The following is a 24,570-nucleotide window of genomic DNA, read 5'->3' as shown; positions in this document are numbered from 1 at the left end:
AAGAGAGGTAGACGAAATAAGTCTACAACTAGGGTGGTACCGCGATAAATATCGTCCCTACTGATTGGATCAGTAGGGACTTTTTGTATTTTTGTGGCCCAACTTGAAAATGGAATATTATATGCATTGAAAGGAAAAGGAGTAGTAGTTGTTTCCCTGTAACAGAGAGCTGGTGGTTGGTGTGAACCAGTACAAAAACAAGTGCGAATTACAGTCCTGGAGCATCTTTTTCGTAGTAAAGATAATCATCTTTATGAAGGGAAAGACGGTCAAATGATCGTTAACAGTGAAGAGAGGTAGACGAAACAAGTCTGCAACTAGGGTGGTACCGCGATAAATATCGTCCCTACTGAGTAAATCAGTAGGGATTTTTTGTACACAGAAAGACGGTATCGATCCCATAATGAGTTTTTGTAAAATATCAATTCAGAAAATAGGGAATTTTCATTCCTTTATTATAGTTTTAAACATTAAAAGGAGGATTTTAAAATGGCAAATCATGAGTTAGAACAATTACGTAAACAGGTGGATAAAATTAATTTGCAGTTACTGGAATTGTTGAATGAACGAGGTAAAGTTGTTCAAAAGATTGGGGAACAAAAACAAGTGCAAGGTACGAAACGTTTTGATCCAGTTCGTGAGCGTGAAGTACTTGATATGATCGCAGAACATAATGAAGGACCATTCGAAACTTCAACAGTTCAACACATTTTCAAAACAATTTTCAAAGCAAGTTTGGAATTACAAGAAGACGACAATCGTAAAGCATTACTTGTTTCACGTAAAAAGAAAAAAGAAAATACAATCGTGGATGTAAAAGGTGAATTATTAGGAAACGGAACACAAACATTCATCATGGGTCCTTGTGCAGTAGAAAGTTTAGAGCAAGTTCGCCAAGTGGGGCAAGCGATGAAAGAACAAGGATTAAAATTAATGCGCGGCGGTGCTTTCAAACCGAGAACGTCACCATACGACTTCCAAGGATTAGGGGTTGAAGGCTTACAAATTTTACGCCAAGTAGCCGATGAATTCGATTTAGCGATTATCAGTGAGATTTTAAATCCAAACGATGTAGAAATGGCTCTTGAGTACGTTGATGTCATTCAAGTTGGGGCACGAAACATGCAAAACTTCGATTTATTAAGAGCTGTGGGTAAAGTAAATAAACCTGTATTATTAAAACGTGGTTTAGCAGCGACAATTGATGAATTCATTAATGCAGCTGAATACATCATCGCACAAGGAAATGATCAAATTATACTATGTGAGCGCGGTATCCGCACATACGAAAGAGCAACGCGTAATACGTTAGATATTTCAGCAGTACCAATTTTAAAGAAAGAAACACATTTACCTGTTGTTGTGGACGTAACGCATTCTACGGGACGCAGAGATTTATTATTACCTACTGCAAAAGCAGCACTAGCAATTGGAGCAGATGCAGTCATGGCAGAAGTACATCCAGACCCAGCAGTTGCATTATCTGATTCTGCACAGCAAATGGATATTCCAGAGTTCCATAAATTCATGGAAGAGTTAAAGGGATTTAAAAATAAATTATCTTAATTTCATATTAAATATGCATTGAAAGGGAAACAGTAGTGCTTATCTCCCTGTTTATAGAGAGCTGATGGATGCTGAGAATCAGTACAAAGATAAGCATGAATTACAGCCCTAGAGCATCTTTTTCGTAGTAAAGATCATATCTTTATGAAGGGAAAGACGGTCTCATAGATCGTTAACAATGATAAGAGGTAGACAAAAAATAGTCTACAATTAGGGTGGTACCGCGATATTAATCGTCCCTACTGAGCGCTCAGTAGGGACTTTTTTGTACAAAAAAATAATAAAGGGGTAAGAGAAATGAGATATATTACAGCCGGAGAATCACATGGTCCGCAGTTAACTGTTATTTTAGAAGGTGTACCTGCAGGATTATCGTTACAAGCAGAACATATTAATAAGGAATTATTAAGAAGACAAAAAGGGCATGGTCGCGGGAGACGCATGCAAATTGAAACGGATACAGTAGAGATTGTAAGTGGTGTGCGCCACGGAATAACGCTTGGTTCACCAATTACATTAATCGTAAAAAATGATGATTTCAAACATTGGACGAAAGTAATGGGGGCTGAACCTATTTCGGAGCAAGAAAATAAAGAAATGAAACGTACAATTACAAAACCACGTCCAGGACATGCAGATTTAAATGGTGCAATTAAATATGGTCACCGTGATATACGAAATGTTTTGGAACGTTCTTCTGCAAGGGAGACAACTGTCAGAGTAGCTGCTGGTGCAGTTGCAAAACAAATTTTAAAAGAATTAGGTGTACAAATTGCAGGACATGTTCTTGAGATTGGCGGGATACAAGCAAATTGTGTAGGCCGATTACTAATAGAAGAAATTCAAACAATTACAGAAAATTCACCTGTGCGTTGCCTAGATAAAGAGGTAGAGCAAAAGATGATGGATGCTATCGATACTGCAAAAAGCAGTGGGGATTCAATAGGTGGAATTGTAGAAGTAATTGCGGAAGGGATGCCAATTGGTGTTGGTAGCTACGTACATTATGATCGTAAATTAGATGCAAAACTCGCGGGAGCAATTATGAGTATTAATGCTTTTAAAGGTGCTGAAATTGGGATTGGATTTGAGGCGGCAAGGCAGCCAGGAAGCTTAGTACACGATGAAATCCTATGGGATGAAGAAAAAGGCTATACAAGAAAAACAAATCATGCAGGTGGATTAGAAGGTGGTATGACTACAGGAATGCCAATTGTAGTAAGAGGTGTAATGAAGCCGATTCCTACATTATATAAGCCACTTGTGAGTGTAGATATTGATACGAAAGAAACATTCCAAGCAAGTATTGAACGATCTGATAGTTGTGCAGTACCAGCTGCAAGTGTTGTTGCAGAAGCTGTTGTTGCATGGGAGCTTGCGGATGCATTAGTTGAACAATTCGGAAAAGACCGCATGGAATTAATCAAGCAAAATATTACGCAGCATAACAAATATGCAAAAGAATTTTAAAAAGGATGGATGCCAGATGAAGGTAAAAGAGAAATTATCATCATTACAGCCATATAAACCAGGTAAATCAGCGCAGCAAATGAAAGAGATATATGGGGATCATTCATTTGTAAAATTAGCATCAAATGAAAATCCATTCGGTTGTTCACCACGTGTTATAGAAGAGTTGCAAAAAGCATGGCATGAACATGCCTTATATCCAGATGGAGGAGCTGTAGAACTTCGCCAAACAATTGCAGAAAAACTACAAGTTCAAAAGGAACAAATTATATGTGGAAGCGGACTTGATGAAGTCATTCAAATTATAAGCCGTGCGGTACTTTGTAAGGGAGATAATGTAGTAACAGCAGGAGAAACTTTCCCGCAGTATCGTCATCATGCAGTTATTGAAGGCTGTGAAGTGAAAGAAGTTCCACTGCAAAATGGCTCATACGACTTAGAGGGAATTGCAGAAGCAATAGATGAAAAAACAAAAATTATTTGGATTTGTAATCCGAATAATCCAACAGGCACATATATTGATGACCGAAAATTAAATGAATTTATAAATAGTGTGCATGACAGTGCGCTAATTGTAATCGATGAAGCGTACTATGAATATGTCACAGCGAAAGATTTTCCAGAAACAATACCATTATTGAAAAAACATAAAAACCTTCTTATATTACGAACATTTTCTAAAGCGTATGGTTTAGCATCATTTCGCGTTGGATATGCAATTGGACAAGAAGAATTGATTGAGAAATTGAATGTTGTGCGTTTGCCATTTAATGTATCTTTACCTGCGCAAAGAGCAGCAACAATCGCTTGTAATGATGAAGAATTTATAAAGGAAGTAGTTCGCGTAAATCGAGAAGGACTAGAGCGATATGAGAGTTTTTGTAACGAGAATGAGATTTCGTTTTATCCATCTCAAACAAACTTTATCTTTTTACCAGTAGACGATGCTGGGGAAATATATGAACGATGTGCGCACGCAGGTTTTATTATTCGCCCGTTTCCAAATGGTGTCCGGATTACGATTGGAACGAGCGAACAGAATGAGGGAGTGATTTCAGTGTTAAAACAGCACTTTATAAATAGAAAAAATGAGTTTCGAGATGAGGCAAATGTGTAAAAAAGTTTTATTAATTGGTACAGGATTAATTGGTGGTTCTCTCGCGCTAGCGATTAAAAGAGAACATGAAGTGATGATTACAGGTTATGACATTCATAGCGAACAAGTGAAGCGCGCGAAAGAACTTCACGTAATTGATGAAATTGCAGAAGATTTACAAACTGCTTGTGAGGGGGCGGAATTAATTGTTTTTGCTTCCCCAGTTGAAGAAACAACAAAGTTATTACGTAAGCTCGCGGCATACGATTTACGTGAAGATGTAATTGTTACAGATGTAGGAAGTACAAAGGGAACGATTATGAATGAAGCAGAGTCTTTATTACCAGAAGAGGTCTCTTTTATTGGGGGACATCCGATGGCAGGTTCACACAAAACGGGAGTTGAAAGTGCGAAAGCACACTTGTTTGAAAATGCATTTTACATTTTAACACCAATGAGTCATGTATCAAATGATCGAGTGGAACAACTAAAAGAATGGTTAAAAGGAACAGGATCACATTTTCTCGTATTGAATACGGAAGAACACGATTATGTAACAGGGATTGTAAGTCATTTTCCTCATTTAATTGCGGCGGGCCTGGTGAAACAAGTTGAAAAGCATGCAGAGGAGAATCCATTAATTCATCAGCTTGCGGCAGGTGGATTTAAGGATATTACACGTATTGCATCAAGTAGTCCGAAAATGTGGAGTGATATTGTCAAACAAAATCGAAATCATTTACTGCAGCTACTAGAAGAGTGGATGTTGGAAATGAAAGAGTTACACAAAACAGTTGCTAATGGCGATGCGGATGAGTTGCAGAACTACTTTGCGAATGCGAAAGAATATCGTGATTCTTTACCAGTTCGTAAAAGCGGAGCGATTCCAGCTTATCATGACTTATATGTTGATGTTTTAGATAAAGTAGGGGCATTAGCTCATATTACGAGTATTTTAGCTCATGAAGAAATTAGTATTACAAATCTGCAAATTATAGAAGCGCGAGAAGGATTACTTGGTGTGCTTCGTATTAGCTTCCAAAGAGAAGAGGATCGCTTAAAAGCAGTGATCGTATTACAAAAAGAAGAATACCAAACATATGAAACAATGTAATAAGGAGAGGATGACACCGTGAAGGAGAAAACGATACAAAATGTAACAAGTGGATTGCGGGGAACGATTAGAATCCCCGGAGATAAATCTATCTCGCACCGTGCTGTCATGTTTGGAGCAATTGCGCAAGGGAAAACAACGATTAAAGGTTTTCTATCTGGTGCCGATTGTTTAAGTACCATTTCTTGTTTTAAAGAAATGGGAGTAAAAATCTCGCAAAATGGTGATGAAGTGATTGTCGTTGGAAAAGGATTAGAAGGGTTACAAGAACCTAAAAATGTTTTAGACGTTGGCAATTCAGGTACAACGATACGCTTAATGTCTGGGATACTTGCGAACACACCTTTTCATTCCTGTATTCAAGGGGATTCATCAATTGGGAAGAGACCAATGAAACGTGTAACGAATCCGCTTGGACTTATGGGAGTGAAAATTGATGGTAGAGAAGAAGGGACGTTTACTCCGCTTACAATACGAGGTGGAAGTTTAAAAGCAATCGACTATACTTCACCTGTAGCAAGCGCACAAGTGAAGTCGGCTATTTTACTTGCGGGACTGACTGCAGAAGGTGTAACAACTGTTACAGAACCTCATATTTCAAGAGACCATACAGAAAGAATGCTTGAGGCGTTTGGCGTTACGGTAACTCGTGAAGATAAAACTGTGAAAATTGCTGGTGGACAAAAATTAATAGGGACTGATATACAGGTGCCTGGTGATGTTTCTTCAGCGGCATTTTTCTTAGTTGCGGGAGCGGTTGTTCCAAATAGTAAACTTGTATTACAAAATGTTGGAATGAATCCGACTCGTACAGGAATTATAGATGTTCTTACTAAAATGGGTGCTAAGTTAGAAATACAGCCTATTAATAAGGATGCGTCAGAACCAGCTGCGAATATTACGATTGAAACATCTTCACTTCAAGGGATTGAAATTGAAGGGGATATTATCCCAAGACTGATCGATGAAATCCCAATCATTGCGCTTGCAGCAACGCAAGCAGAAGGAATTACAGTTATCAAGGATGCACATGAGTTGAAAGTAAAAGAAACAAATCGTATCGATACAGTTGTAGCTGAATTAACAAAACTAGGAGCACGTATTGAAGCAACGGATGATGGAATGATTATTTACGGTAAGTCTTCGTTAAAAGGCAATAAAGTAAATAGTCATGGTGACCACCGAATCGGTATGATGCTTGGGATTGCGGGCTCTATAGCAGAAGGTAAAACAGTACTCGGAGATGCGGAGGCTGTTGGAGTTTCGTACCCTACATTTTTTAAGGAACTGAGCAAACTACAAACTGAATTGGAAAAAGCATAAAGTTTTACTTTATGGCAACTCTGTATTTGGAAGATGATTTGTATTATATCGAGATATAATAATTATTGAAAGGTTGATGTATATTCCATCAACCTTTCTAATTTTTTAGATAGGATTTTATCTGTATGAGTACGAATGTAATAAAGGGAATAGGAGGAGAAAGTCATGAAAGTAATTGAATTAGCAGAGCGACAATATAGAGAAGCGATTGCTTTATCTGAATATGCCTTTCAATATAAGGTACCGGAAGATCAAATTGAAAGGCGTCTTACATTAATGAAAAAGCACCATCAACTGTTTGGAATTTTGGAAGGAAATCAACTTGCAGCCAAGTTGCATCTTCTTCCATTAGAAATAAATATTGGTGATGAAATGTTTAAAATGGGAGGAATTGCAGGAGTAGCGACATACCCAGAGTATAGGCGGAGTGGGCATGTAAAAGAATTACTGAAGTATGTGCTACAAAAAATGAAACAAGATGGATTTAGTGTATCAATGTTACATCCATTTGCAGTTTCATTTTACAGAAAGTATGGATGGGAACTATTCGCAAACCGTTTAATCTGTTCCATGACGAAGAATGATTTAGTGATGCAAAAGCAGGTGAAAGGAAATGTAAAACGGTTTAATAAAGATTGTCATCCAAGTGAAATTGAAGCGGTATATGCAACATTTGCGAAACGTTTTGCTGGGATGCTAATTCGAAGTAAAGATTGGTGGATTCATGCACTTTATCATGATTTAACAGTAGCTGTTTATTATAATGAAGAAAATGAAGCTATTGGTTACATGTTTTACAAAATCAATGATTCAAAAATGACAGTAGAAGAACTTGTTCCGCTAAATCATGAGGCTAGAATTGGGCTTTGGAATTTTATTTGCCAGCATGATTCGATGATAAAAGAACTTAAGATGATACTAAGTGAAACTGAACCATTACTTTATACTTTACAAGAGCCTCGAGTGAAGACTGAAATTACTCCTTATTTTATGGCTCGAATCGTAGATGTGGAGCAGTTTTTAAATCAATATCCATTTGTTTGGAGTAATCAACAAAATAATGTCATTTTACATATTTCAGATTCATTTGCCCCGTGGAATAATGTGACGGTTCAATTACAGAATAAAGAAATAGTAATTGTTAATAAAGAAGAAACCGAAAAACAAAATAGTAGCGGAATCCATTTAAATATAAATGCGTTATCAACAATGTTATTTGGGTATAAGCGTCCATTAGAGTTATACGAAATGGACCATATTTTAGGGAGTGAGGAAGAAGTAAAAACACTTGAACAGTTGATTCCATTACATAGACCATTTATTTATGATTTCTTTTAAAATTTCAAATGAAAAGCACGATTTGAAAAGTGCTTTTTATTTTGTTGAAATAGAAAGATGATTAGATATACCTTTGGATGCCTAAGTATGTTATAGTAAGTGAAGTATGTATATAAAAGTATCGAAATTGGAGGAAACACATGATTACAGTTAGTAACGTAGGATTGCGCTTTGCGGACAGAAAATTATTTGATGATGTTAACATAAAATTCACACCAGGTAACTGCTACGGTTTAATCGGAGCAAACGGTGCTGGTAAATCAACATTTCTAAAGATTTTATCTGGAGAAATTGATCCATCAACAGGTGATGTAAACATCACGCCAGGTGAGCGTTTAGCAGTATTAAAACAGAACCACTTCGAATACGAAGAGTTTCCTGTATTAGAAACAGTAATTATGGGTCACACACGCCTTTACAAAGTAATGCAAGAAAAAAATGCAATTTACATGAAAGAAGATTTCAGTGATGAAGACGGTATGCGTGCTGCAGAACTTGAAGGTGAGTTTGCTGAGCTAAACGGTTGGGAAGCTGAATCTGAAGCTGCAATTCTTTTAAAAGGTCTAGGCATTGGAGAAGAAGTTCATGACAAAAAATTGTCAGAGTTAACAGGGGCAGAGAAAGTAAAAGTATTACTTGCTCAAGCATTATTCGGTCAACCTGACATTCTATTATTAGATGAGCCTACCAACCACTTAGACTTAAAAGCGATTCAATGGTTAGAGAACTTCTTAATGAACTTTGAAAATACAGTTATCGTTGTATCCCATGACCGTCACTTCTTAAATAAAGTATGTACGCACATGGCGGATCTTGATTTCGGTAAAATTCAATTGTACGTTGGTAACTATGACTTCTGGTATGAATCAAGCCAATTAGCATTAAAACTAACACAAGATGCAAATAAGAAAAAAGAAGAGAAAGTAAAAGAGTTACAAAACTTCATTGCACGCTTTAGTTCAAACGCGTCTAAAGCGAAGCAAGCGACTTCTCGTAAAAAATTATTAGATAAAATTACATTAGATGATATTAAACCATCATCACGCCGTTATCCATTCGTTGGCTTCACACCAGAGCGTGAAGTAGGAAATGACTTATTAACTGTTGAAGGTATTTCAAAAACGATTGATGGGGAAAAAGTGTTAGATAATGTGTACTTCACATTATCTAAAGGTGATAAAGTTGCATTTATCGGACGTAATGATATTGCGATGACAACATTATTTAAAATTCTTATGGGTGAAATGGAGCCAGATAGCGGTTCATTTAAGTGGGGCGTTACAACATCTCAAGCTTACTTCCCAAGAGATAACTCTAAGTACTTCGAGAACAGTGAATATAACTTAGTTGAATGGTTACGTCAGTTCTCTCCACAAGATGAAACAGAAAGTTTCTTGCGTGGCTTCTTAGGTCGTATGCTATTCTCTGGTGAAGAAGTAAAGAAAAATGTTTCTGTATTGTCAGGTGGAGAAAAAGTTCGTTGTATGCTTTCTAAAATGATGTTAAGCGGAGCGAACGTATTAACACTTGATGATCCAACGAACCACTTAGATCTTGAGTCTATCACAGCATTAAACAACGGCTTAATCGCATTTAAAGGAACATTACTATTTACATCTCACGACCATCAGTTCGTACAAACAATTGCAAACCGTATTATCGAAGTGACGCCAAACGGTGTAATCGATAAAGAAGCAACATACGATGAGTTCTTAGAAAATGTAGAACTTCAAAAACAAGTAGATGCAATGTATCAAGGAAAATAATCTGTAAAACAAAACCCTCGCACTTAGAATAGAGCGAGGGTTTTGTTTTTTTACTATATGTACATCAATTAAAAAACCGACATAAAACCCCTCTTTTTAGGTGGGGGAGAGCATCTGGCCATGCATAGAAGCGGTCAGGGCCTTTTTCTGCCACATGCGAAGTAAAAACAGAAAGAGCAAACGAGTGTAAGTTACTTTTTATTCTGCATAGCAGGGATTTATATATCGAAAAATTAAAATGATTTTATATATAAAAAACGCGTACAATTTTGTCAATATTCATGAAACTATGTTGAAAAGAAGTTACATATAATGAAAAATTACATGTCTTTCCAAACGGAATCGGCCTGTTCAGATTAAATATATTCTTTTTCGTGCCACAAAGCTAATGTTAAATGAACAGGAGAAATAATGGAATTAAATGTTGTTTATAGAAATTAATCACAAAAAATTATGTATGTAAATTATAATTTTTTACATATAAAGGAGGCAGTAAGAAGAAATTTTCTCAGAATGAATAAATTAGCAGCAACAAATTCAATTGGTAATTCTGGAAATAAGAATGTTTGCGAAGTGAAGAATAAAAGTTTATAGTGGGGATTGTCCTAGTAACCGGACGGATTTTTAGAAAGTTAGATAGAAATAAAAAATGTTACAAATGCATTTTATTAAATATATATCAAGGTCAAAAATGTTTGGTAAGAAATAGTTGAATAAATATAGACTTCAACTTATAATTACTAATATTCTTCATATGGTTTAAGAAAAGAACGAGCTGTATGAAGAAGTAAACATAGAGATGGACTTATCAAAAAATAAGCCTTGGATGATTAAAAGAGGTGGAGAGATGAAACAATTATTATTAAAGAGCAAGCGTGTGTTAAGTAATCATTTTGGGTTCTTTATTTTTGCAGTTGTTTTATTCTGGTTAAAAACATATGCAGCATATGTTACAGAATTCGACTTAGGAATATCGAACACAATCCAAAAATTCTTGCTATTTTTTAACCCGCTAAGCTCAGCTGTCCTATTTTTAGGACTTGCATTATTTGCAAAAGGGAAACGATCTTATATTTGGTTAATTATTATTAATTTGTTACTGTCAGTTATCTTATACTCAAACGTAGTATATTATCGCTTTTTCAGCGATTTTATTACGTTCCCCACATTAACACAAACGAATAACTTTGGAGATTTAGGTGGTAGTATTTTAGCGTTATTACATCTATATGATCCATTATATTTCTTAGACACAATTATCTTGCTTGTGTTGGTAATAACAAAGTTTGCAGATCCAAAACCAATTCGTGTTGCAAAACATAAATTGTCACTTGTATTTATTACAGGAATTTTGATTTTTAGCATCAACTTAGGTTTAGCAGAATCTGATCGTCCTGAATTACTAACAAGAACGTTTGACCGCAACTACATTGTGAAATACTTAGGTGCGTACAACTATACAATTTATGATGGCATCCAAAGTATGAAAGCATCGACAGAACGTGCTTTAGCGGATGGAGATAGCATGACAGGTGTAAGAAACTATATTACATCGAACTATGCAAGCCCTAACCCAGAGTATTTTGGTAAGGGGAAAGGTATGAACGTTATCTATATTCATTTAGAGTCGTTCCAAAACTTTTTAATTAATTACAAGTTGAACGGACAAGAAGTTACACCGTTCTTAAATTCATTTACACATGATGCAAATACACTGTATTTTGATAACTTCTTCCATCAAACAGGACAAGGTAAAACATCTGATGCGGAGTTTATGTTAGAGAACTCACTATTCGGTTTACCACAAGGGTCTGTATTTACAAACAAAGCTCATAATACGTATCAAGCAGCACCAGCTATTTTAGGACAGCAGGGCTATACATCTGCGGTGTTCCATGGTAACTATAAAACATTCTGGAACCGTGATGATATTTATAAATCATTTGGATTTAATAAATTCTTTGATGCATCATATTATGATATGAATGAAAAAGATGTTGTAAACTATGGTCTGAAAGATAAACCATTCTTTAATGAGTCTATTCCAATGTTACAAACATTAAAACAACCGTTCTATGCGAAGTTTATTACGTTATCAAATCACTTCCCTTATCCAATTAATAAGGATGAAGCGACAATTGAACCAGCAAAAACTGGTGATTCATCTGTAGATACGTATTTCCAAACAGCACGTTATTTAGATGAATCTGTAAAAAGCTTTATGGATTACTTGAAGCAATCTGGTTTATATGACAATTCGATCATTGTGATGTATGGAGACCATTATGGTATTTCAGATAATCATAATGCAGCGATGTCACAAATCATGGGTAAAGAAATTAATTCATTTGAAAATGCACAATTACAACGTGTACCTTTAATCATTCATGTTCCAGGAATGAAGGGCGGAGTTCAACACCAATATGGCGGAGAAATCGATGTTCTTCCAACGCTGTTACATTTACTAGGTACCGATACAAAGAATTATATCCAATTTGGTACAGATTTATTATCACCAGAGCATCAACAAGTTGTTTCTTTCCGTAATGGTAACTATGTAAGTCCGGCCGTTACTGCGCTTAATGGAAAGTATTATGACACAACCACTGGAAAACCAGTAGAAGTAACGGATGAAATCAAACAAAATGAAAAAATGGTTCAACAGAAACTTAAATTCTCTGATGAAGTTGTAAACGGAGATTTATTACGATTCTACACACCAGAAGGATTTACACCAGTAGATCGTTCGAAATATAACTATAATCATCGTGATAAAAATAAGACGAAAGTAAAAACTACGCAAGAAGGTTAAACGTAATAAAATAAATCAACGTTAGTCTCCTTATAAGGATAAATATCCTTGTGAGGAGGCTTTTTTATTTTGGAGACATGTGGTAATTTCACATACCGTATTGATAAAGTATAATGAATGTATGAAAAGAGTACAATTATCGCACACTACAGAAACGATAATTTGGACTTAATTTTATGGGAGATACAAGATACTATATTAGTAGAAAATGATTGAAACAATCTAATTTTGCAAAGTTAGTATCTATACTTGTAAAATTAATAACTTCTATTTTCTAAACAAATAAAAATAAAAAAAGACTTGATTTTCCTATAAAGAAAATCAAGTCTTTTTTATTACATACGTTTATCATGCCAGAAGTTTAATGGGAAATGTTCATCTTCTTGATAACTTTCCAGTTCATAACCTTTTTCTTTTAGGCCTTTAATGATTCCAGGCACAGCTTTTACTGATTGTGGGTGAATATCATGCATTAACACGACCTCGATTGGATTTGTAGCACCAGCAAGAACATTTTGTACAATTTGCGCTGAGGCAGAATCTACTGGCACTTTATTATATTTCCAGTCTAAAGAGTCAATTGTCCAGTCCCAAACTTTAAAACCACCTTCAGCAACTTTATTGCGGAGCGCTTCATTCAATCCTGGCATTGAGCCATATGGTGGACGTGTTAAGATAGGGGATTTTCCGATAATCCCAGCAATTAAACTTTGATCTTCTTTCATTTCATCCACATAATGTCCTTCAGTATATAGCTTTTTGTAGTTATGTGTCATACTGTGCATACCAACATAATGTCCTTCGGCTAATTCTTGTTTCACAAGATCTGGAAATGCTTTAACGTTTGCTCCAATTAGGAAAAATGTAGCTTTCGCATCTTCTTTTTTCAACATTTCTAATAGCTCAGCAGTGTACTTTCCAGGACCATCGTCAAATGTTAAGTAAGCAACTTTTCTAACTTGCCCGTTATATTGTTTTGGGGCTTCTTTCGGAGCTAGAGCAGTTTGAATTTCACTTACAAGTTGAACAGATTTTGTTTCATCTTCCGTACTTGCCCGAGCAATATGAGTTGGACCGTACATTGCTTCGTATAAAAATAATACCCCGACGCAAATAAACAATGCTCTCTTTACTAAGGTTGTCATTCGAATTCCATTGTGCATAATTTTCCTTCTCTCTATAATAGTTCTACTCTACTATATTAGCAATTTTAGGTAGGTAAATGCAAAAAAAGATTTTTACAAGTACAAAAAAGTTTGTAAAAAAGTATGCAAGATTTTGTTGTTTTTACTGTGATAAACATTCTTGTTTAGCAGGTTTTTTAAAATGAGAAGAGAAATGAATAAAAACAGCATATGGATTAAAAGAATCTAAAACCCCATAAATTCACATGTGTATTTTTAAAATAAAAAAGGTGTGATAAAAGTGAAAAAAATAGCTTGTTTACATGCCCATCATTCAAATATTGAATATATAGAAAGAGCATTTGAAGTATTGGAGATAGAATTAATTCATTTTGTGGATCCCATCTTGTCGAGGAGGATAGAAAGTGATAAGGGGTTTGGAAGGGCTCAAGCTCAAAATAAGTTGAAAAATCAGCTGAAATGGATAGCAGAAAGTAATATAGATGCAGTTTTAATTACATGTACCAGTTATATCACGCTAATACAGAAGGAAGAGTTTTCAATTACAAAACCTATAATAAAAATTGACGAACCATTCTTTGAAATGCTTTGTAATGTTCAAGGGCCGCAAACAATATTATTTACAAATCCTAGTACTGCCCCTGGGACTGTAGAACGTCTGAATCGATTTGCACAGCAAAAACAGAAATCTATAGATATTAAAGTATTGATAATAGAAGATACTTTTGAATTAATTATAAGTGATTCTTGTTTTTTAGGTTTATTTAATTTCACATACCGTATTTGAAAATAAAAACTAGGAAAATAATAAATAATGTCGAATATATCGTAAGTGTGTATTTAAGGCAAGGAGAAATAACATAAAAACGAGGTGCCCAAATGATATTAGAAGAAATCATGCATCAGCTTGAGGAATGTGGAACAGAACAAAATCGTAAAACATATAAAAACCATGGGGCAAAAGAGCCACTATTCGGTGTTAGTTTTGCAAACTTAAAACAATTAAAGAAGAAAATCAAAAAAGATCATGAATTAGCCATGTCATTATGGGAAACAAAAAATATGGATGCAATGACATTAGCTACAATGATTGTTGATCCAAAAAAATTCACGTCAGAGCAGTTGGATGAATGGGTACAAGAGGTTGATTATTATTGTTTGATGGATGTACTCATGTCAGCTGTAAGTTCGTCTCCAATTGCAATAGAGAAATTGAAAAAGTGGACAGCATCTCAAGATGAATGGATTGGTAGAGCGGGTTGGTCTTTACTCGCTAATGTTGCTATAAAGGATAAATCGTTAGAAGATGAATTTTTCCTACCATTTTTAAAAGAAATTAAGGTTCATATACATACTGAAAAAAATCGAAAAAAAGAAACAATGAATAGTGCACTTATTGCGATTGGAATTCGAAATGATGAGCTTGAGCAAAAAGCAATCACAATTGCACGTGAAATTGGAAAGGTTGATGTTGATCATGGTGCCACTTCATGTAAAACACCTGAAGCAGAGGCATATATTATAAAAGCACGGGATAGAGAAAGAAATAAAAAAAGAAAATGAAAGAAGGAGAACAGCATGAAAGCAATTGACGCTGCACAAAAAATTATTGAATCACACTTTCCACATTGTGACGTCGCTTTATTAGGAGGAAGTATTGCAAGGGGAGAAGCAACCAAAACATCTGACCTTGATATTGTAATATTTGATGGAAGTCTATCTAATTGTTATCGTGAATCTTTTTTTAGCAATGGTTGGCCAGTTGAAGTGTTTGTACATACTTTTGAAACATATAAAGAATATTTTAAAAGTGACTGCAAGCGTGGGAGACCTAGTTTACCACAATTAGTTTCGGAAGGGATTATTTTAAAAGGGGAGGAAGGAATTGTAACTAGCTTAAAACTGGAAGCACGACAATTATTAGATAAAGGTCCTGAAAAGTGGACAGAAGAACTTATCAGACAGAAGCGTTACTTTATTACGGATGCACTAGACGATTTTATTGGTGCGACAAAGAGGGAAGAAGAATTGTTTATTGCTAATCTTTTGGCTGATTTAGTTCATGAATTTGTACTTCGAGTAAATGGACAATGGGTTGGCAATTCTAAATGGTTTATTAGGGTGTTAAGGAAATATGATACATCATTTGCAGAAGAGTTTGTTGCAGCTTTTGATCAATTTTATAGAACTGGGGAGAAGAAGAAACTGATTGCCTTTGTCGAGGGCACTTTAGAAAACTATGGAGGCAGGTTGTTTGAAGGGTTTTCTATAGGGAAATAAAAGGGAGATGGAAAAATGAATGTACCAATTATTGTATTAAGAGAACTTTCATTAGACGATGTAGAAGATCGATATCAATGGTCATTAGATAAAGAAGTAACAAAACATTTAGTTGTACCTGATCAATATCCACCGTTTACACGTGATGAGACAAAAAGATGGATTGGGATGTGTCTGAATCGAGAAAATGGGTATGAACAACGAGCTATTGTTACTAGAGATGGTGTGCATATTGGCTGGGTCGATTTAAAAAACTTTGATACAACGAATAAAAATGCTGAATTAGGAATTGCAATTGGGAACAAAGAATATTGGGGGCGAAGATATGGTATTGCGGCGCTATACAGCATATTACAAATTGGATTTTATGAATTTGGTCTAGAGAAAGTGTGGCTACGTGTTGATGCGGATAACATAAAAGCGATAAAAAGTTATGAAAAGGCTGGGTTTGTTTGTGAAGGAATCATGAGAAATGATAGATTACGAGAAGGTGCATTTATTAATCGTTATCGTTTTAGTATGTTGAAAGAAGAATATGAAATTATTAATAAAAAAGTTTTGAACATATAATACTATTATGTAAACAAAAATGGATTAAGTTTAGAAATTTACTGATGAGAGGATGCATACAAATGATTCGAGTTTTATCAGACTTAGATGCAGTACAATATTGGAACTTACGCTTACAAGCACTACAAATGAATCCAGAAGCATTCGTGACAACTTATGAAGAAGCGATGCAAAAAGAAAACCCTGTTGAGGAAGTTGTTCGAAATTTAAATTCAAAAACTAGTTACACATTCGGTGCTTTTAATGAAGAGAATCAACTAATGGGTGTAGTAACGTTACTAACGGAACAAAAAGCAGCATATAAGCATAAGGGACATCTTGTTGCCATGTATGTAGATCATCAAAGTAGAGGGAAAGGCTTAGCAAAATGCTTAATTCGAGCGTTAATTGAAAAGGCAAGAGAACTAAAAATAGAGCAAATTAGTTTAGGGGTTGTTTCAGATAATGAAGCAGCAAAAAAATTGTATCAATCAATAGGTTTTACAACGTATGGGATAGAAAAAAGGGCACTAAAAATAAATGGCATATATCGCGATGACGAACATATGGTTTTATTTCTCTAAAAATATATCCAAAAGGAGTATCTGATGTTTAAAAACAAGAAGCGTATTGTTTTGTTTATTGCGTTAATTGTTTTTATTGCTAGTGTACTGTACCAAGCTATTTGTGTAAATAATTATACGGAAGTACCTGGTAAGATAATTGAAGTTAACAATCATGATATGCACATTTTCGCAACAGGAAAACGTGAAGATAAACCAGTATATGAAAATTGGGAGAAAACGCAGAATGAACTGTTAAAAATATCTTCAAGAACGGAACAGATTATATTTCCAAATACAAAGCATTATATTCATCATGAAAAGGCAAATGGGATCAATGAAAGGATTAAGAGTTGGAAAGGAGAATTGCAGTGAAAGATTTATATGTAGAAAGGGATATGAACCCTCACGTTGCAGTGTTATATGCTACTGTAAGTGATACATTCAAAAGATTAAGAGGATTAGTAAAGGATGTAGGTAAAGAAGAACTACATTACAAAGGTTCTTCTAATGATGAAAATAACATTGGGCAGATTCTACAACATCTAGCGGTTGTAGATTTACATTGGGTATATCGTTTGAAAGGTGCGCAAGTTCCACTATCATTACAAGAAAAATATGGTCCTATGCTTGATGAAAAAGGAGAATTACCTAATACAACAAAAGGTTCTTTACGAGAAATCATGCGAGATTATGAAGATGTTCAAAATATGTTTTATGACGAATGTATGAAGCTAACAGAAGCAGACTTAACACGAGAAGTATATTATGAAGATGGTGAAACTGCTACGATTAGGTGGGGAATCTGGCATATAGCTGATCATAATCGGTATCATCAAGCTCATATAAGTCGATTGCGGAAATTTTACCGATATGATTCTAGATAAATGTACAAAGATACCATTTGTAGTATGAAATTTATGAATTTTATTTCAAATTAACCGTGTTCTGTTATATAGTAGAAGAAAAAATGTATAAGGGGTTTTAGGATGAAAGCAATTGCAACGGGGGTATTGGCATCGTTTTTCTTTGCCTTTACATTTATTTTAAACCGTGCGATGGATTTACAAGGCGGAAGCTGGATTTGGAGTGCATCGTTACGATATTACTTTATGGTCCCGTTACTTGTCATTATTGTCATGTATAGAGGGAACTTAAAGCAACTCTTTCAATATATGAAAAGTAATCCGAAAGAGTGGTTGTTATGGAGTATTGTTGGCTTCGGTCTTTTTTACGCACCGCTTAGTTTTGCAGGTGCATTTGGACCAGGATGGCTCGTTGCCTCAACATGGCAAATTACAATTATAGCAGGGATTTTATTAACTCCATTATTTGCAACAAATTCGCTACATATAAAAATTCCAATGAAAGAATTGATGATGTCTGCTGTCATATTATTAGGTGTGCTTTTTATGCAAGTAGAACATGCTTCTTCTTTAGGGATTCGTGAAACCGTTTTATGTGTGGTGCCCGTAATTGTAGCAGCATTTGCCTACCCGCTTGGAAATCGAAAAATGATGCAAGTATGTAAAGGAGAGTTAGATGTTTTTCAACGAGTTCTTGGAATGACACTCGCAAGTTTACCATTTTGGTTTTTGTTATCAGGCTATGAGGTTTCTACAAATGGATTACCAGCAAGTGACCAAGTTTTTCAATGCTTCATCGTAGCAATTAGTTCTGGTTTAATTGCGACTGTATTATTTTTCTTTGCAACAGATCTTGTAAAGGATGATCCGCAGAAATTGGCAACAGTAGAAGCAACGCAGTCAGGTGAAGTTTTATTTGCATTACTCGGAGAATTAGTCTGGCTATCTGCTCCATTTCCATCATCATTATCATGGATTGGAATGAGTTTAGTTGTTGTAGGAATGATTCTGCATAGTTATGTTGCAGTTGTTATGAAAAAGGAAGAAAAGATAACAGCATAAAAAGTGAAAGATAGAAAAGGAATGGATTCGTAATTATAAGGGTCTGTTCCTTTTTGTTTCGTTTAAAAAATATGAATTGATGGAAACTAAAATTATATATTTTATCCACGTATGAAACTATTTTGATAAAATTATAATATAGTTGTTAGTAAAGGAAGCAGATTTTTAAGTTTTGGTCGATAAGAAGCAGTGACTTTACAAGCAATGGATTACTCTAAAGGGAGAGACATGAATGATGAATATGGAAAAAGATATGAACTTAACAGATAATAACAAGGATAATACCGTTACGTTATATATTACTAGACATGGAAAAACAATGTTAAACACTAGTGAACGTGTACAAGGCTGGGCAGATTCTCCATTAGTAGAGAAGGGCATTGAAATAGCGAAGGGTTTAGGGAATGGACTACAAGATATACCTTTTGTTGATGCGTATAGTAGTGATAGTGGTCGTGCAATTGAAACTGTTAACTTAGTATTAAAGTATAGTGGACAATCAAAGTTAAAATTTGAACAACGGAAAGATTTACGTGAATTGAATTTTGGGATTTTTGAAGGCGATAAGATTGAAAATATGTGGAAGGCTATGCAAGATACTGCTGGTGTTAAAGCAGTATCTGAATTAATGAAGTTCTCTATTAAAGAAATTACGAATTTCATTGCGGAAGCAGACGCTACGAAACAAGCTGAAAATTGGGAAGTATTTTCAATTCGTATAAAAAAAGAAATCGATAAAATTAGTGAAGACACCGCTAAAAGTGGAGGAGGTAACGTTTTAGTCGTATCTCATGGACTGATGATCACTGCATTAGTAGAAATGCTTGATAGTAGTAAAACAAAAATGGGAGTAGAAAATGCAAGTGTAACTAAAATTCTCTATAAAGATGGGGCATATAAAGTCGAGTCTGTTGGTGATATGAGTTATGCTGAAAAAGGAAGAGAAATTGTGGAATTATAAAAATGCAAGCATACAGTCTTAATAATACTGTATGCTTGTTTTCATTATCTTTTGTATATACTAACTAAATGATAAAAATAATATGATATTTTAGTTTGTGTTACAAAGGAGTATATGAAAATGGACAAAAAGTACTATAAAGGTTTGATTATGAGGCCTATTAAAGAAAGTGAAGTAGATCAGTTTTCAAACTTAATGAAATATGTGTTTCAAGTTTCAAAAAAGATGATTAATGATGAAGAGAAAATGGTCCAAAAGAAAAGCCATCAATTAAAGCCAGGGACTGCTTTAGGGTGGTTTGATAATAATAAATTAATTTCTCAAATTGTTGTTTTGCCTTTTCAAGTGAATATTCATGGTGTGATTTATGAAATGGGAGGAGTTACTGGAGTTGGTACATATCCAGAGTATGCAGGGCATGGATTAATGAACTCATTAATGAAGGAAAGTTTAAAAACGATGAGAGAAAATGGACAATATATTTCGTATTTGTTTCCCTATTCGATTCCTTATTATCGAAAAAAAGGATGGGAAATTATTTCTGATATCATCGAATACCAAATTAAAGATACACAACTTCCTAAGTATCGTGGCAACATTAGTGGCCGAGTAAGGAGAGTTGGATTAAAAAGTAAAGAAAAAGAAAAAATCTATGATGAGTTTGCTAGAAAAACAAATGGGACAATGGTTCGAAAGACACTTGCATGGGAAGAACGATTTCGTGAGGAAACGATTGATTTACAATTAGCAGTTTATTACACAGATGAAGATATTCCTCATGGCTATTTATTTTATCGTGTCCTTGAAGAGAAGTTTTATATAGAAGAAATGATTTACTTAAATGAAGAGGCGAGAAGAGGGTTATGGAATTTCATTAGTGCACACTTTTCAATGGTGTATTATGTTAAAGGAAAGACATGCGTTCATGAACCGGTTGCTTTCTTACTTGAAGATAGTGAAATAAAACAGACAATCGCCCCTTACTATATGGGAAGAATTGTCGATGTAGTTGGTTTTCTGAAACAATATCCATTTAAAAATACAGAAACAGAAAAATTAGTCTTACATATAGATGATCCTATATTAGAGTGGAATAAAGGAACCTTTATTTTAAAATGGGATCATAGGAAACAATTACAAATAACATATCATAAAGAAGTAAATGACATTGATGGAATATCTTTAACAATCCAAACGTTAACAACTATGTTATTAAGTTATAAAAGCCCTGCATTTTTATGTGATATTGGAAGGATAAAAGGAAATCCTGAAATGATAGAAGTGCTTGAGGAGTTGATTCCTGATTCACCGCCATGCTTTTTTGATTACTTTTAGAATTCTAAAATACGCTCTCTAAGGTAATACAAGTTTACTTTAGAGAGAGTATTTTTAGTTATGAAGTATTGTGTTTTTTATTGTTGCGATGTTACTCCTTCATTCTGTTTTATCTCAAAAATCTTTTTACCGTTCTCATTTACAATGTCCACAGAGTCTCTTAATTTATTTACGCCAATATACATAACGGGGTTTTTATCTGTACCTTTATCTTTTTCCACATGTAATACAATAACTGACTTATCTTTTTCATCTCTTACTTCTTTTACTGTAATTTTATCATTTTTGTATTTTTCGCCAAATGCTAAAAATATCATCATTTTCCCTTCGCTAATTCTTTCTCTTGAATAATGAACCATTGTCGGGTCTTCTTGTGCTTTTTCGTATAGATTTGTTGGGCCGAAGTTACCTTCACCATATCTAGATTTATCTAAAACCCAATACCTTTCATAATCACTTGTAAACAGAGTACATCCGCTTAATCCGATAATCCCCAATACCCAAAAACTTAATATGAGTTTTTTCATTCTATCCACCTCGTAGCCCTGATTTTATTCATTTGATTATACTATAAATTACCTTTTGGTTTTTCCGTTTGTAATGCGATTTTCTAATGCTATCGGATCAGAAAATAGAGGGAATGGAAGAGGAATAGTCTATAATGTTACATGTTTAGAGCATTCTTTCCATCTTTTAATTTTCTGAGGTACCACAGTTCACAAGGATACAATAATAGGTGGAAAAGCATATGAACAATGATAGCGGCAATTAAACCATTCGACCAGAATTGCCAGCCACAAAAAATACCTATCCACAAATTTCCTAATACAGCATAAGAATATAGCCATCTTGATTTTTTCATTCCTTTTACGCCTAGAAAGTGTGTGACTGCAAATAGAATACTAGATAGGATAATCCCAAGAACTACAATAATCTGAGTGACAGCATGAAAAAAACTCATCAACGTGATGAAAAGTGCCATAAGACCCCACCGGAAGATGATTTCTTCAACAACTCCGCCATATAGGATTCTGGCTCCTAATCCTACACTATGGCGCTGATGTTCAATTTGTAGAAACGTTTCTTTATCAATAACTTTTCTAAAGAATCCATAATACATAATAACGTGTCCGAGGGAGCAAATTACTCCAATTAGAACTGCTTCACCAATGTTGCTCGGTAAAATAATATTTCCATCTTGGATCTTTGATAAGAAAAATGCACCCATGCCGGAAAAAAGTAAAACGAGTAGAGTATGGATAAAAAGACTTAGGTAGATAGAGGGTGTTTCTGGAGTATTTTCTAACTTTTTGTTTATTTTTTGTTCCGCTAAGCTCATTGTAACAATTCCTGGTATAGCAATGCTGAATACAAATATCCAGTTGAGCATATGGTTTCATCTCCCTTGAAAATAGACTAAAAAAGACCTTTTATGTATGTTGACGCTATACAAGGTTGTGATAGTCTTTCATAATTCTTCTTTTTATAGACCAACCAGTCGGTTTTATTGTATAATATTTACCATAATAATACAAATGTATATGGAGCAGTGCTATAGTTCAGTTGTCTAGGATACATAAGTCAGTATGAACAGAATTTTTTAGGAGGTCTCTTTGTCGTTGGGATTAAAAATTAAGAAAAGTATGATAATATATTGATGAGATTTAAAATTCGATTTGATAGTTTATAAGCGTAGAGAGAACCTTATGGGGGAGTAATCATGAAAATAAATGACATAGTGGCGGAAACAAAATTACCTAACACAATAGAAACGATAACAAATGATTTAAAAAGGCTAGGACTAAAAAAAGGAATGACAGTGATTGTTCATTCTTCTCTTAGTTCAATTGGCTGGGTATCTGGCGGAGCCGTCGCTGTAGTTGAAGCTTTAATGAATGTAATTACTAAAGAAGGTACAATCATTATGCCAACACAAACCTCTGATTTATCGGATCCAAAAGATTGGGCAAGACCTCCTGTCCCAGAAAGCTGGTGGCAAATTATTCGAGACAATGTTCCAGCGTTTCATCCAGATATAACCCCAACACGCGCGATGGGTAGAGTTGTAGAATGTTTTCGTACATATCCAAATGTAAAACGTAGTAATCATCCGTTAAATAGTTTTGCTGCATGGGGGAAACATGCAGAGGCTATTATAGCGGAGCATTCACTTTCAATTAGTTTTGGAGAGTACTCACCTTTAAAGAAAATATATGATTTAGATGGATATGTATTGTTGATAGGTGTAGGCTATGATTCTAACACATCAGTTCATTTATCTGAAATACGTACAGGTGCACGTGAATTGGTGAAAGTGGGGGCGCCTATTATAGAAAACGGTGTCAGAGTATGGAAAGAGTTCGATGAAATGGACTATGATTCTGATGCATTTGTTGAGATTGGGAAGGAATTTGAGCACACAGGATCTGTAATAATCGGTAAAATTGGAAATGCAACGTGTAGACTTATGAAACAACGAGAAGTTGTTGACTTTGGTGTACAGTGGTTTCGTTCGAAAAACAAGTAAGGGATGGTTATGATGAAGGAGAAAAAGATTTTAATTACGAGTGGTGGCTGTTTAGAAAAATGGGATCAAGTACGCGGTCATACGAATTTAGCAAAAGGTACAATCGGAAAAATTCTTGCTGAAGAAGCGATGTCAAAAGGAGCACATGTCATATACTTACATGGTTATTTTGCTGAAAAACCGAATGCTACAAATAGCAAATTAGAATTACATCCATTTGAAGGTATTATAGATTTACAAGATAAAATGAAAAGTATCATTACACATGAGAAAATCGATGCTGTGATTATGGCGGCAGCTGGATCGGACTGGATTGTTGATAAAATTTGTGATCAAGAAGGAAATGAACTTGATATGAACGGTAAAATTTCAAGTGATATAGCACCAATTATTCATTTTCAAAAAGCACCTAAAATATTAAAACAAATTAAACAATGGAATCCAGAAACAGTTTTAGTTGGATTCAAGCTTGAAAGTGATGTCAACAGAGGAGAGTTAATCCAACGTGCAAGTGAAAGAATGGAACAGGCAAAAGCAAATCTGATGATAGCAAATTCTCCGCATTCACTGTATTCGCATGCAGCCATTCATCATGTGATTGGAGAAGATGGCAATGTTTGGGTTTGTGAAGGGAAAGATGAAACAGCAAAAGAGATTGTAAACAGGTTAGAACAGTTATGTAATCGTGTAGAAGAGGGGAGGTTAAGTCGTTTATAAAAAGCGTAAAAGAATATGAAGAAGCAATGAAATTATTGATCGAAACCGTTGTAAAACTAGAAAATGTAAAAGAATATGAA

Annotated in this window: 23 protein-coding genes and 3 other annotated features (1 of these 26 only partly in view); of the genes, 20 read left to right on the top strand and 3 right to left on the bottom strand. The window is 34.8% G+C overall.

Annotated features, from left to right (window positions below; genetic code table 11):
* Positions 1 to 62 (top strand) — a binding site (T-box leader) (it extends 171 nt beyond the left edge of the window).
* 55 nt (positions 63 to 117) lie between these two features.
* Positions 118 to 351, top strand: a binding site (T-box leader).
* 138 nt (positions 352 to 489) lie between these two features.
* The 8 genes from ACM6HU_RS27745 to ACM6HU_RS27710 all read left to right on the top strand — a co-directional run bounded on the left by ACM6HU_RS27745 (position 490) and on the right by ACM6HU_RS27710 (position 12,485).
* Positions 490 to 1,566, top strand: a complete 1,077-nt coding sequence (locus ACM6HU_RS27745; protein ID WP_016115219.1) for a bifunctional 3-deoxy-7-phosphoheptulonate synthase/chorismate mutase — start codon at positions 490 to 492, stop codon at positions 1,564 to 1,566.
* 9 nt (positions 1,567 to 1,575) lie between these two features.
* Positions 1,576 to 1,810: a binding site (T-box leader), on the top strand.
* Between the two features lie 53 nt (positions 1,811 to 1,863).
* A complete protein-coding gene (gene aroC / locus ACM6HU_RS27740; protein ID WP_016115218.1) occupies positions 1,864 to 3,036 on the top strand; it encodes a chorismate synthase in 1,173 nt (390 codons plus the stop codon).
* Between the two features lie 16 nt (positions 3,037 to 3,052).
* Positions 3,053 to 4,153 (top strand): histidinol-phosphate transaminase, encoded by a 1,101-nt coding sequence (hisC, locus tag ACM6HU_RS27735; protein WP_016115217.1) that lies wholly within the window; start codon positions 3,053 to 3,055, stop codon positions 4,151 to 4,153.
* Complete coding sequence (gene tyrA, locus ACM6HU_RS27730; RefSeq protein WP_033671241.1) at positions 4,146 to 5,246, top strand: prephenate dehydrogenase; 1,101 nt, start codon at positions 4,146 to 4,148, stop codon at positions 5,244 to 5,246. Before hisC ends, tyrA begins: the two co-directional genes overlap by 8 nt.
* Positions 5,247 to 5,264: 18 nt before the next feature.
* Positions 5,265 to 6,569, top strand: a complete 1,305-nt coding sequence (aroA, locus tag ACM6HU_RS27725; protein WP_016115215.1) for a 3-phosphoshikimate 1-carboxyvinyltransferase — start codon at positions 5,265 to 5,267, stop codon at positions 6,567 to 6,569.
* 165 nt (positions 6,570 to 6,734) lie between these two features.
* Positions 6,735 to 7,907, top strand: a complete 1,173-nt coding sequence (gene eis, locus ACM6HU_RS27720) for an enhanced intracellular survival protein Eis (protein ID WP_016115214.1) — start codon at positions 6,735 to 6,737, stop codon at positions 7,905 to 7,907.
* 140 nt (positions 7,908 to 8,047) lie between these two features.
* Positions 8,048 to 9,673 (top strand): ABC-F family ATP-binding cassette domain-containing protein, encoded by a 1,626-nt coding sequence (locus tag ACM6HU_RS27715; protein WP_016115213.1) that lies wholly within the window; start codon positions 8,048 to 8,050, stop codon positions 9,671 to 9,673.
* 847 nt (positions 9,674 to 10,520) lie between these two features.
* Complete coding sequence (locus tag ACM6HU_RS27710) at positions 10,521 to 12,485, top strand: LTA synthase family protein (protein WP_016115212.1); 1,965 nt, start codon at positions 10,521 to 10,523, stop codon at positions 12,483 to 12,485.
* A 335-nt stretch (positions 12,486 to 12,820) separates the two neighbouring features.
* Here ACM6HU_RS27710 and ACM6HU_RS27705 read toward each other — a convergent pair whose 3' ends face one another.
* Entirely contained in the window at positions 12,821 to 13,648 is an 828-nt protein-coding gene (locus tag ACM6HU_RS27705; protein ID WP_016115211.1) for a peptidoglycan-N-acetylglucosamine deacetylase, read from the bottom strand.
* 262 nt (positions 13,649 to 13,910) lie between these two features.
* Between ACM6HU_RS27705 and ACM6HU_RS27700 the strand changes: the two genes are divergently transcribed.
* From ACM6HU_RS27700 to eis (ACM6HU_RS27655), 10 genes are all read left to right on the top strand, one after another.
* On the top strand, positions 13,911 to 14,417 hold the full coding sequence (locus ACM6HU_RS27700) for a hypothetical protein (RefSeq protein ID WP_016115210.1): 507 nt from the start codon (positions 13,911 to 13,913) through the stop codon (positions 14,415 to 14,417).
* A 92-nt stretch (positions 14,418 to 14,509) separates the two neighbouring features.
* Positions 14,510 to 15,193 carry a DNA alkylation repair protein gene (locus ACM6HU_RS27695; protein ID WP_016115209.1) on the top strand — a complete coding sequence of 228 codons (684 nt, stop codon included), beginning with the start codon at positions 14,510 to 14,512 and terminating at the stop codon, positions 15,191 to 15,193.
* 15 nt (positions 15,194 to 15,208) lie between these two features.
* Positions 15,209 to 15,910, top strand: coding sequence for a nucleotidyltransferase domain-containing protein (locus ACM6HU_RS27690; protein WP_016115208.1), 702 nt, complete (start codon positions 15,209 to 15,211; stop codon positions 15,908 to 15,910).
* A 15-nt stretch (positions 15,911 to 15,925) separates the two neighbouring features.
* On the top strand, positions 15,926 to 16,480 hold the full coding sequence (locus ACM6HU_RS27685; protein ID WP_016115207.1) for a GNAT family N-acetyltransferase: 555 nt from the start codon (positions 15,926 to 15,928) through the stop codon (positions 16,478 to 16,480).
* Between the two features lie 62 nt (positions 16,481 to 16,542).
* A complete protein-coding gene (locus tag ACM6HU_RS27680; protein WP_016115206.1) occupies positions 16,543 to 17,043 on the top strand; it encodes a GNAT family N-acetyltransferase in 501 nt (166 codons plus the stop codon).
* A gap of 24 nt (positions 17,044 to 17,067) precedes the next feature.
* Positions 17,068 to 17,397, top strand: a complete 330-nt coding sequence (locus tag ACM6HU_RS27675) for a hypothetical protein (protein ID WP_016115205.1) — start codon at positions 17,068 to 17,070, stop codon at positions 17,395 to 17,397.
* Complete coding sequence (locus ACM6HU_RS27670) at positions 17,394 to 17,909, top strand: DinB family protein (protein WP_098116847.1); 516 nt, start codon at positions 17,394 to 17,396, stop codon at positions 17,907 to 17,909. The genes ACM6HU_RS27675 and ACM6HU_RS27670 overlap by 4 nt, the downstream gene beginning before the upstream one ends.
* Positions 17,910 to 18,011: 102 nt before the next feature.
* Entirely contained in the window at positions 18,012 to 18,950 is a 939-nt protein-coding gene (locus ACM6HU_RS27665) for a multidrug resistance efflux transporter family protein (protein WP_016115203.1), read from the top strand.
* A 232-nt stretch (positions 18,951 to 19,182) separates the two neighbouring features.
* Positions 19,183 to 19,911 carry a histidine phosphatase family protein gene (locus ACM6HU_RS27660; RefSeq protein ID WP_016115202.1) on the top strand — a complete coding sequence of 243 codons (729 nt, stop codon included), beginning with the start codon at positions 19,183 to 19,185 and terminating at the stop codon, positions 19,909 to 19,911.
* 120 nt (positions 19,912 to 20,031) lie between these two features.
* Positions 20,032 to 21,246, top strand: a complete 1,215-nt coding sequence (gene eis, locus ACM6HU_RS27655) for an enhanced intracellular survival protein Eis (RefSeq protein ID WP_016115201.1) — start codon at positions 20,032 to 20,034, stop codon at positions 21,244 to 21,246.
* Positions 21,247 to 21,323: 77 nt separating this feature from the next.
* Here eis (ACM6HU_RS27655) and ACM6HU_RS27650 read toward each other — a convergent pair whose 3' ends face one another.
* Positions 21,324 to 21,773 (bottom strand): hypothetical protein, encoded by a 450-nt coding sequence (locus tag ACM6HU_RS27650; protein ID WP_016115200.1) that lies wholly within the window; start codon positions 21,771 to 21,773, stop codon positions 21,324 to 21,326.
* Between the two features lie 137 nt (positions 21,774 to 21,910).
* On the bottom strand, positions 21,911 to 22,585 hold the full coding sequence (locus ACM6HU_RS27645; RefSeq protein WP_255254995.1) for a CPBP family intramembrane glutamic endopeptidase: 675 nt from the start codon (positions 22,583 to 22,585) through the stop codon (positions 21,911 to 21,913).
* 381 nt (positions 22,586 to 22,966) lie between these two features.
* Between ACM6HU_RS27645 and ACM6HU_RS27640 the strand changes: the two genes are divergently transcribed.
* Both ACM6HU_RS27640 and ACM6HU_RS27635 read left to right on the top strand, forming a co-directional pair.
* Positions 22,967 to 23,773, top strand: a complete 807-nt coding sequence (locus tag ACM6HU_RS27640) for an aminoglycoside N(3)-acetyltransferase (protein ID WP_016131504.1) — start codon at positions 22,967 to 22,969, stop codon at positions 23,771 to 23,773.
* Between the two features lie 12 nt (positions 23,774 to 23,785).
* Complete coding sequence (locus tag ACM6HU_RS27635; RefSeq protein WP_033671240.1) at positions 23,786 to 24,490, top strand: phosphopantothenoylcysteine decarboxylase; 705 nt, start codon at positions 23,786 to 23,788, stop codon at positions 24,488 to 24,490.
* The last annotated feature ends 80 nt before the right edge of the window (positions 24,491 to 24,570 follow it).

The organism is Bacillus sp. IT-79MI2 (assembly GCF_949768135.1).
Taxonomy (GTDB): domain Bacteria; phylum Bacillota; class Bacilli; order Bacillales; family Bacillaceae_G; genus Bacillus_A; species Bacillus_A pseudomycoides.
This window is presented reverse-complemented; position numbering and strand designations above follow the sequence as displayed.

Excerpts from the sequence above, each read along its gene's own strand:
- tyrA (WP_033671241.1), top strand. The coding sequence starts at position 4,146 with ATGTGTAAAAAAGTTTTATTAATTGGTACAGGATTAATTGGTGGTTCT.
- eis (WP_016115201.1), top strand. The coding sequence starts at position 20,032 with ATGGACAAAAAGTACTATAAAGGTTTGATTATGAGGCCTATTAAAGAA.
- ACM6HU_RS27665 (WP_016115203.1), top strand. The coding sequence starts at position 18,012 with ATGAAAGCAATTGCAACGGGGGTATTGGCATCGTTTTTCTTTGCCTTT.
- ACM6HU_RS27745 (WP_016115219.1), top strand. The coding sequence starts at position 490 with ATGGCAAATCATGAGTTAGAACAATTACGTAAACAGGTGGATAAAATT.
- ACM6HU_RS27680 (WP_016115206.1), top strand. The coding sequence starts at position 16,543 with ATGATTCGAGTTTTATCAGACTTAGATGCAGTACAATATTGGAACTTA.
- ACM6HU_RS27660 (WP_016115202.1), top strand. The coding sequence starts at position 19,183 with ATGATGAATATGGAAAAAGATATGAACTTAACAGATAATAACAAGGAT.
- ACM6HU_RS27685 (WP_016115207.1), top strand. The coding sequence starts at position 15,926 with ATGAATGTACCAATTATTGTATTAAGAGAACTTTCATTAGACGATGTA.
- aroC (WP_016115218.1), top strand. The coding sequence starts at position 1,864 with ATGAGATATATTACAGCCGGAGAATCACATGGTCCGCAGTTAACTGTT.
- ACM6HU_RS27675 (WP_016115205.1), top strand. The coding sequence starts at position 17,068 with ATGTTTAAAAACAAGAAGCGTATTGTTTTGTTTATTGCGTTAATTGTT.
- hisC (WP_016115217.1), top strand. The coding sequence starts at position 3,053 with ATGAAGGTAAAAGAGAAATTATCATCATTACAGCCATATAAACCAGGT.
- ACM6HU_RS27690 (WP_016115208.1), top strand. The coding sequence starts at position 15,209 with ATGAAAGCAATTGACGCTGCACAAAAAATTATTGAATCACACTTTCCA.
- ACM6HU_RS27645 (WP_255254995.1), bottom strand. The coding sequence starts at position 22,585 with ATGAGCTTAGCGGAACAAAAAATAAACAAAAAGTTAGAAAATACTCCA.
- ACM6HU_RS27715 (WP_016115213.1), top strand. The coding sequence starts at position 8,048 with ATGATTACAGTTAGTAACGTAGGATTGCGCTTTGCGGACAGAAAATTA.
- ACM6HU_RS27705 (WP_016115211.1), bottom strand. The coding sequence starts at position 13,648 with ATGCACAATGGAATTCGAATGACAACCTTAGTAAAGAGAGCATTGTTT.
- ACM6HU_RS27710 (WP_016115212.1), top strand. The coding sequence starts at position 10,521 with ATGAAACAATTATTATTAAAGAGCAAGCGTGTGTTAAGTAATCATTTT.
- ACM6HU_RS27695 (WP_016115209.1), top strand. The coding sequence starts at position 14,510 with ATGATATTAGAAGAAATCATGCATCAGCTTGAGGAATGTGGAACAGAA.
- ACM6HU_RS27640 (WP_016131504.1), top strand. The coding sequence starts at position 22,967 with ATGAAAATAAATGACATAGTGGCGGAAACAAAATTACCTAACACAATA.
- ACM6HU_RS27650 (WP_016115200.1), bottom strand. The coding sequence starts at position 21,773 with ATGAAAAAACTCATATTAAGTTTTTGGGTATTGGGGATTATCGGATTA.
- ACM6HU_RS27635 (WP_033671240.1), top strand. The coding sequence starts at position 23,786 with ATGAAGGAGAAAAAGATTTTAATTACGAGTGGTGGCTGTTTAGAAAAA.
- eis (WP_016115214.1), top strand. The coding sequence starts at position 6,735 with ATGAAAGTAATTGAATTAGCAGAGCGACAATATAGAGAAGCGATTGCT.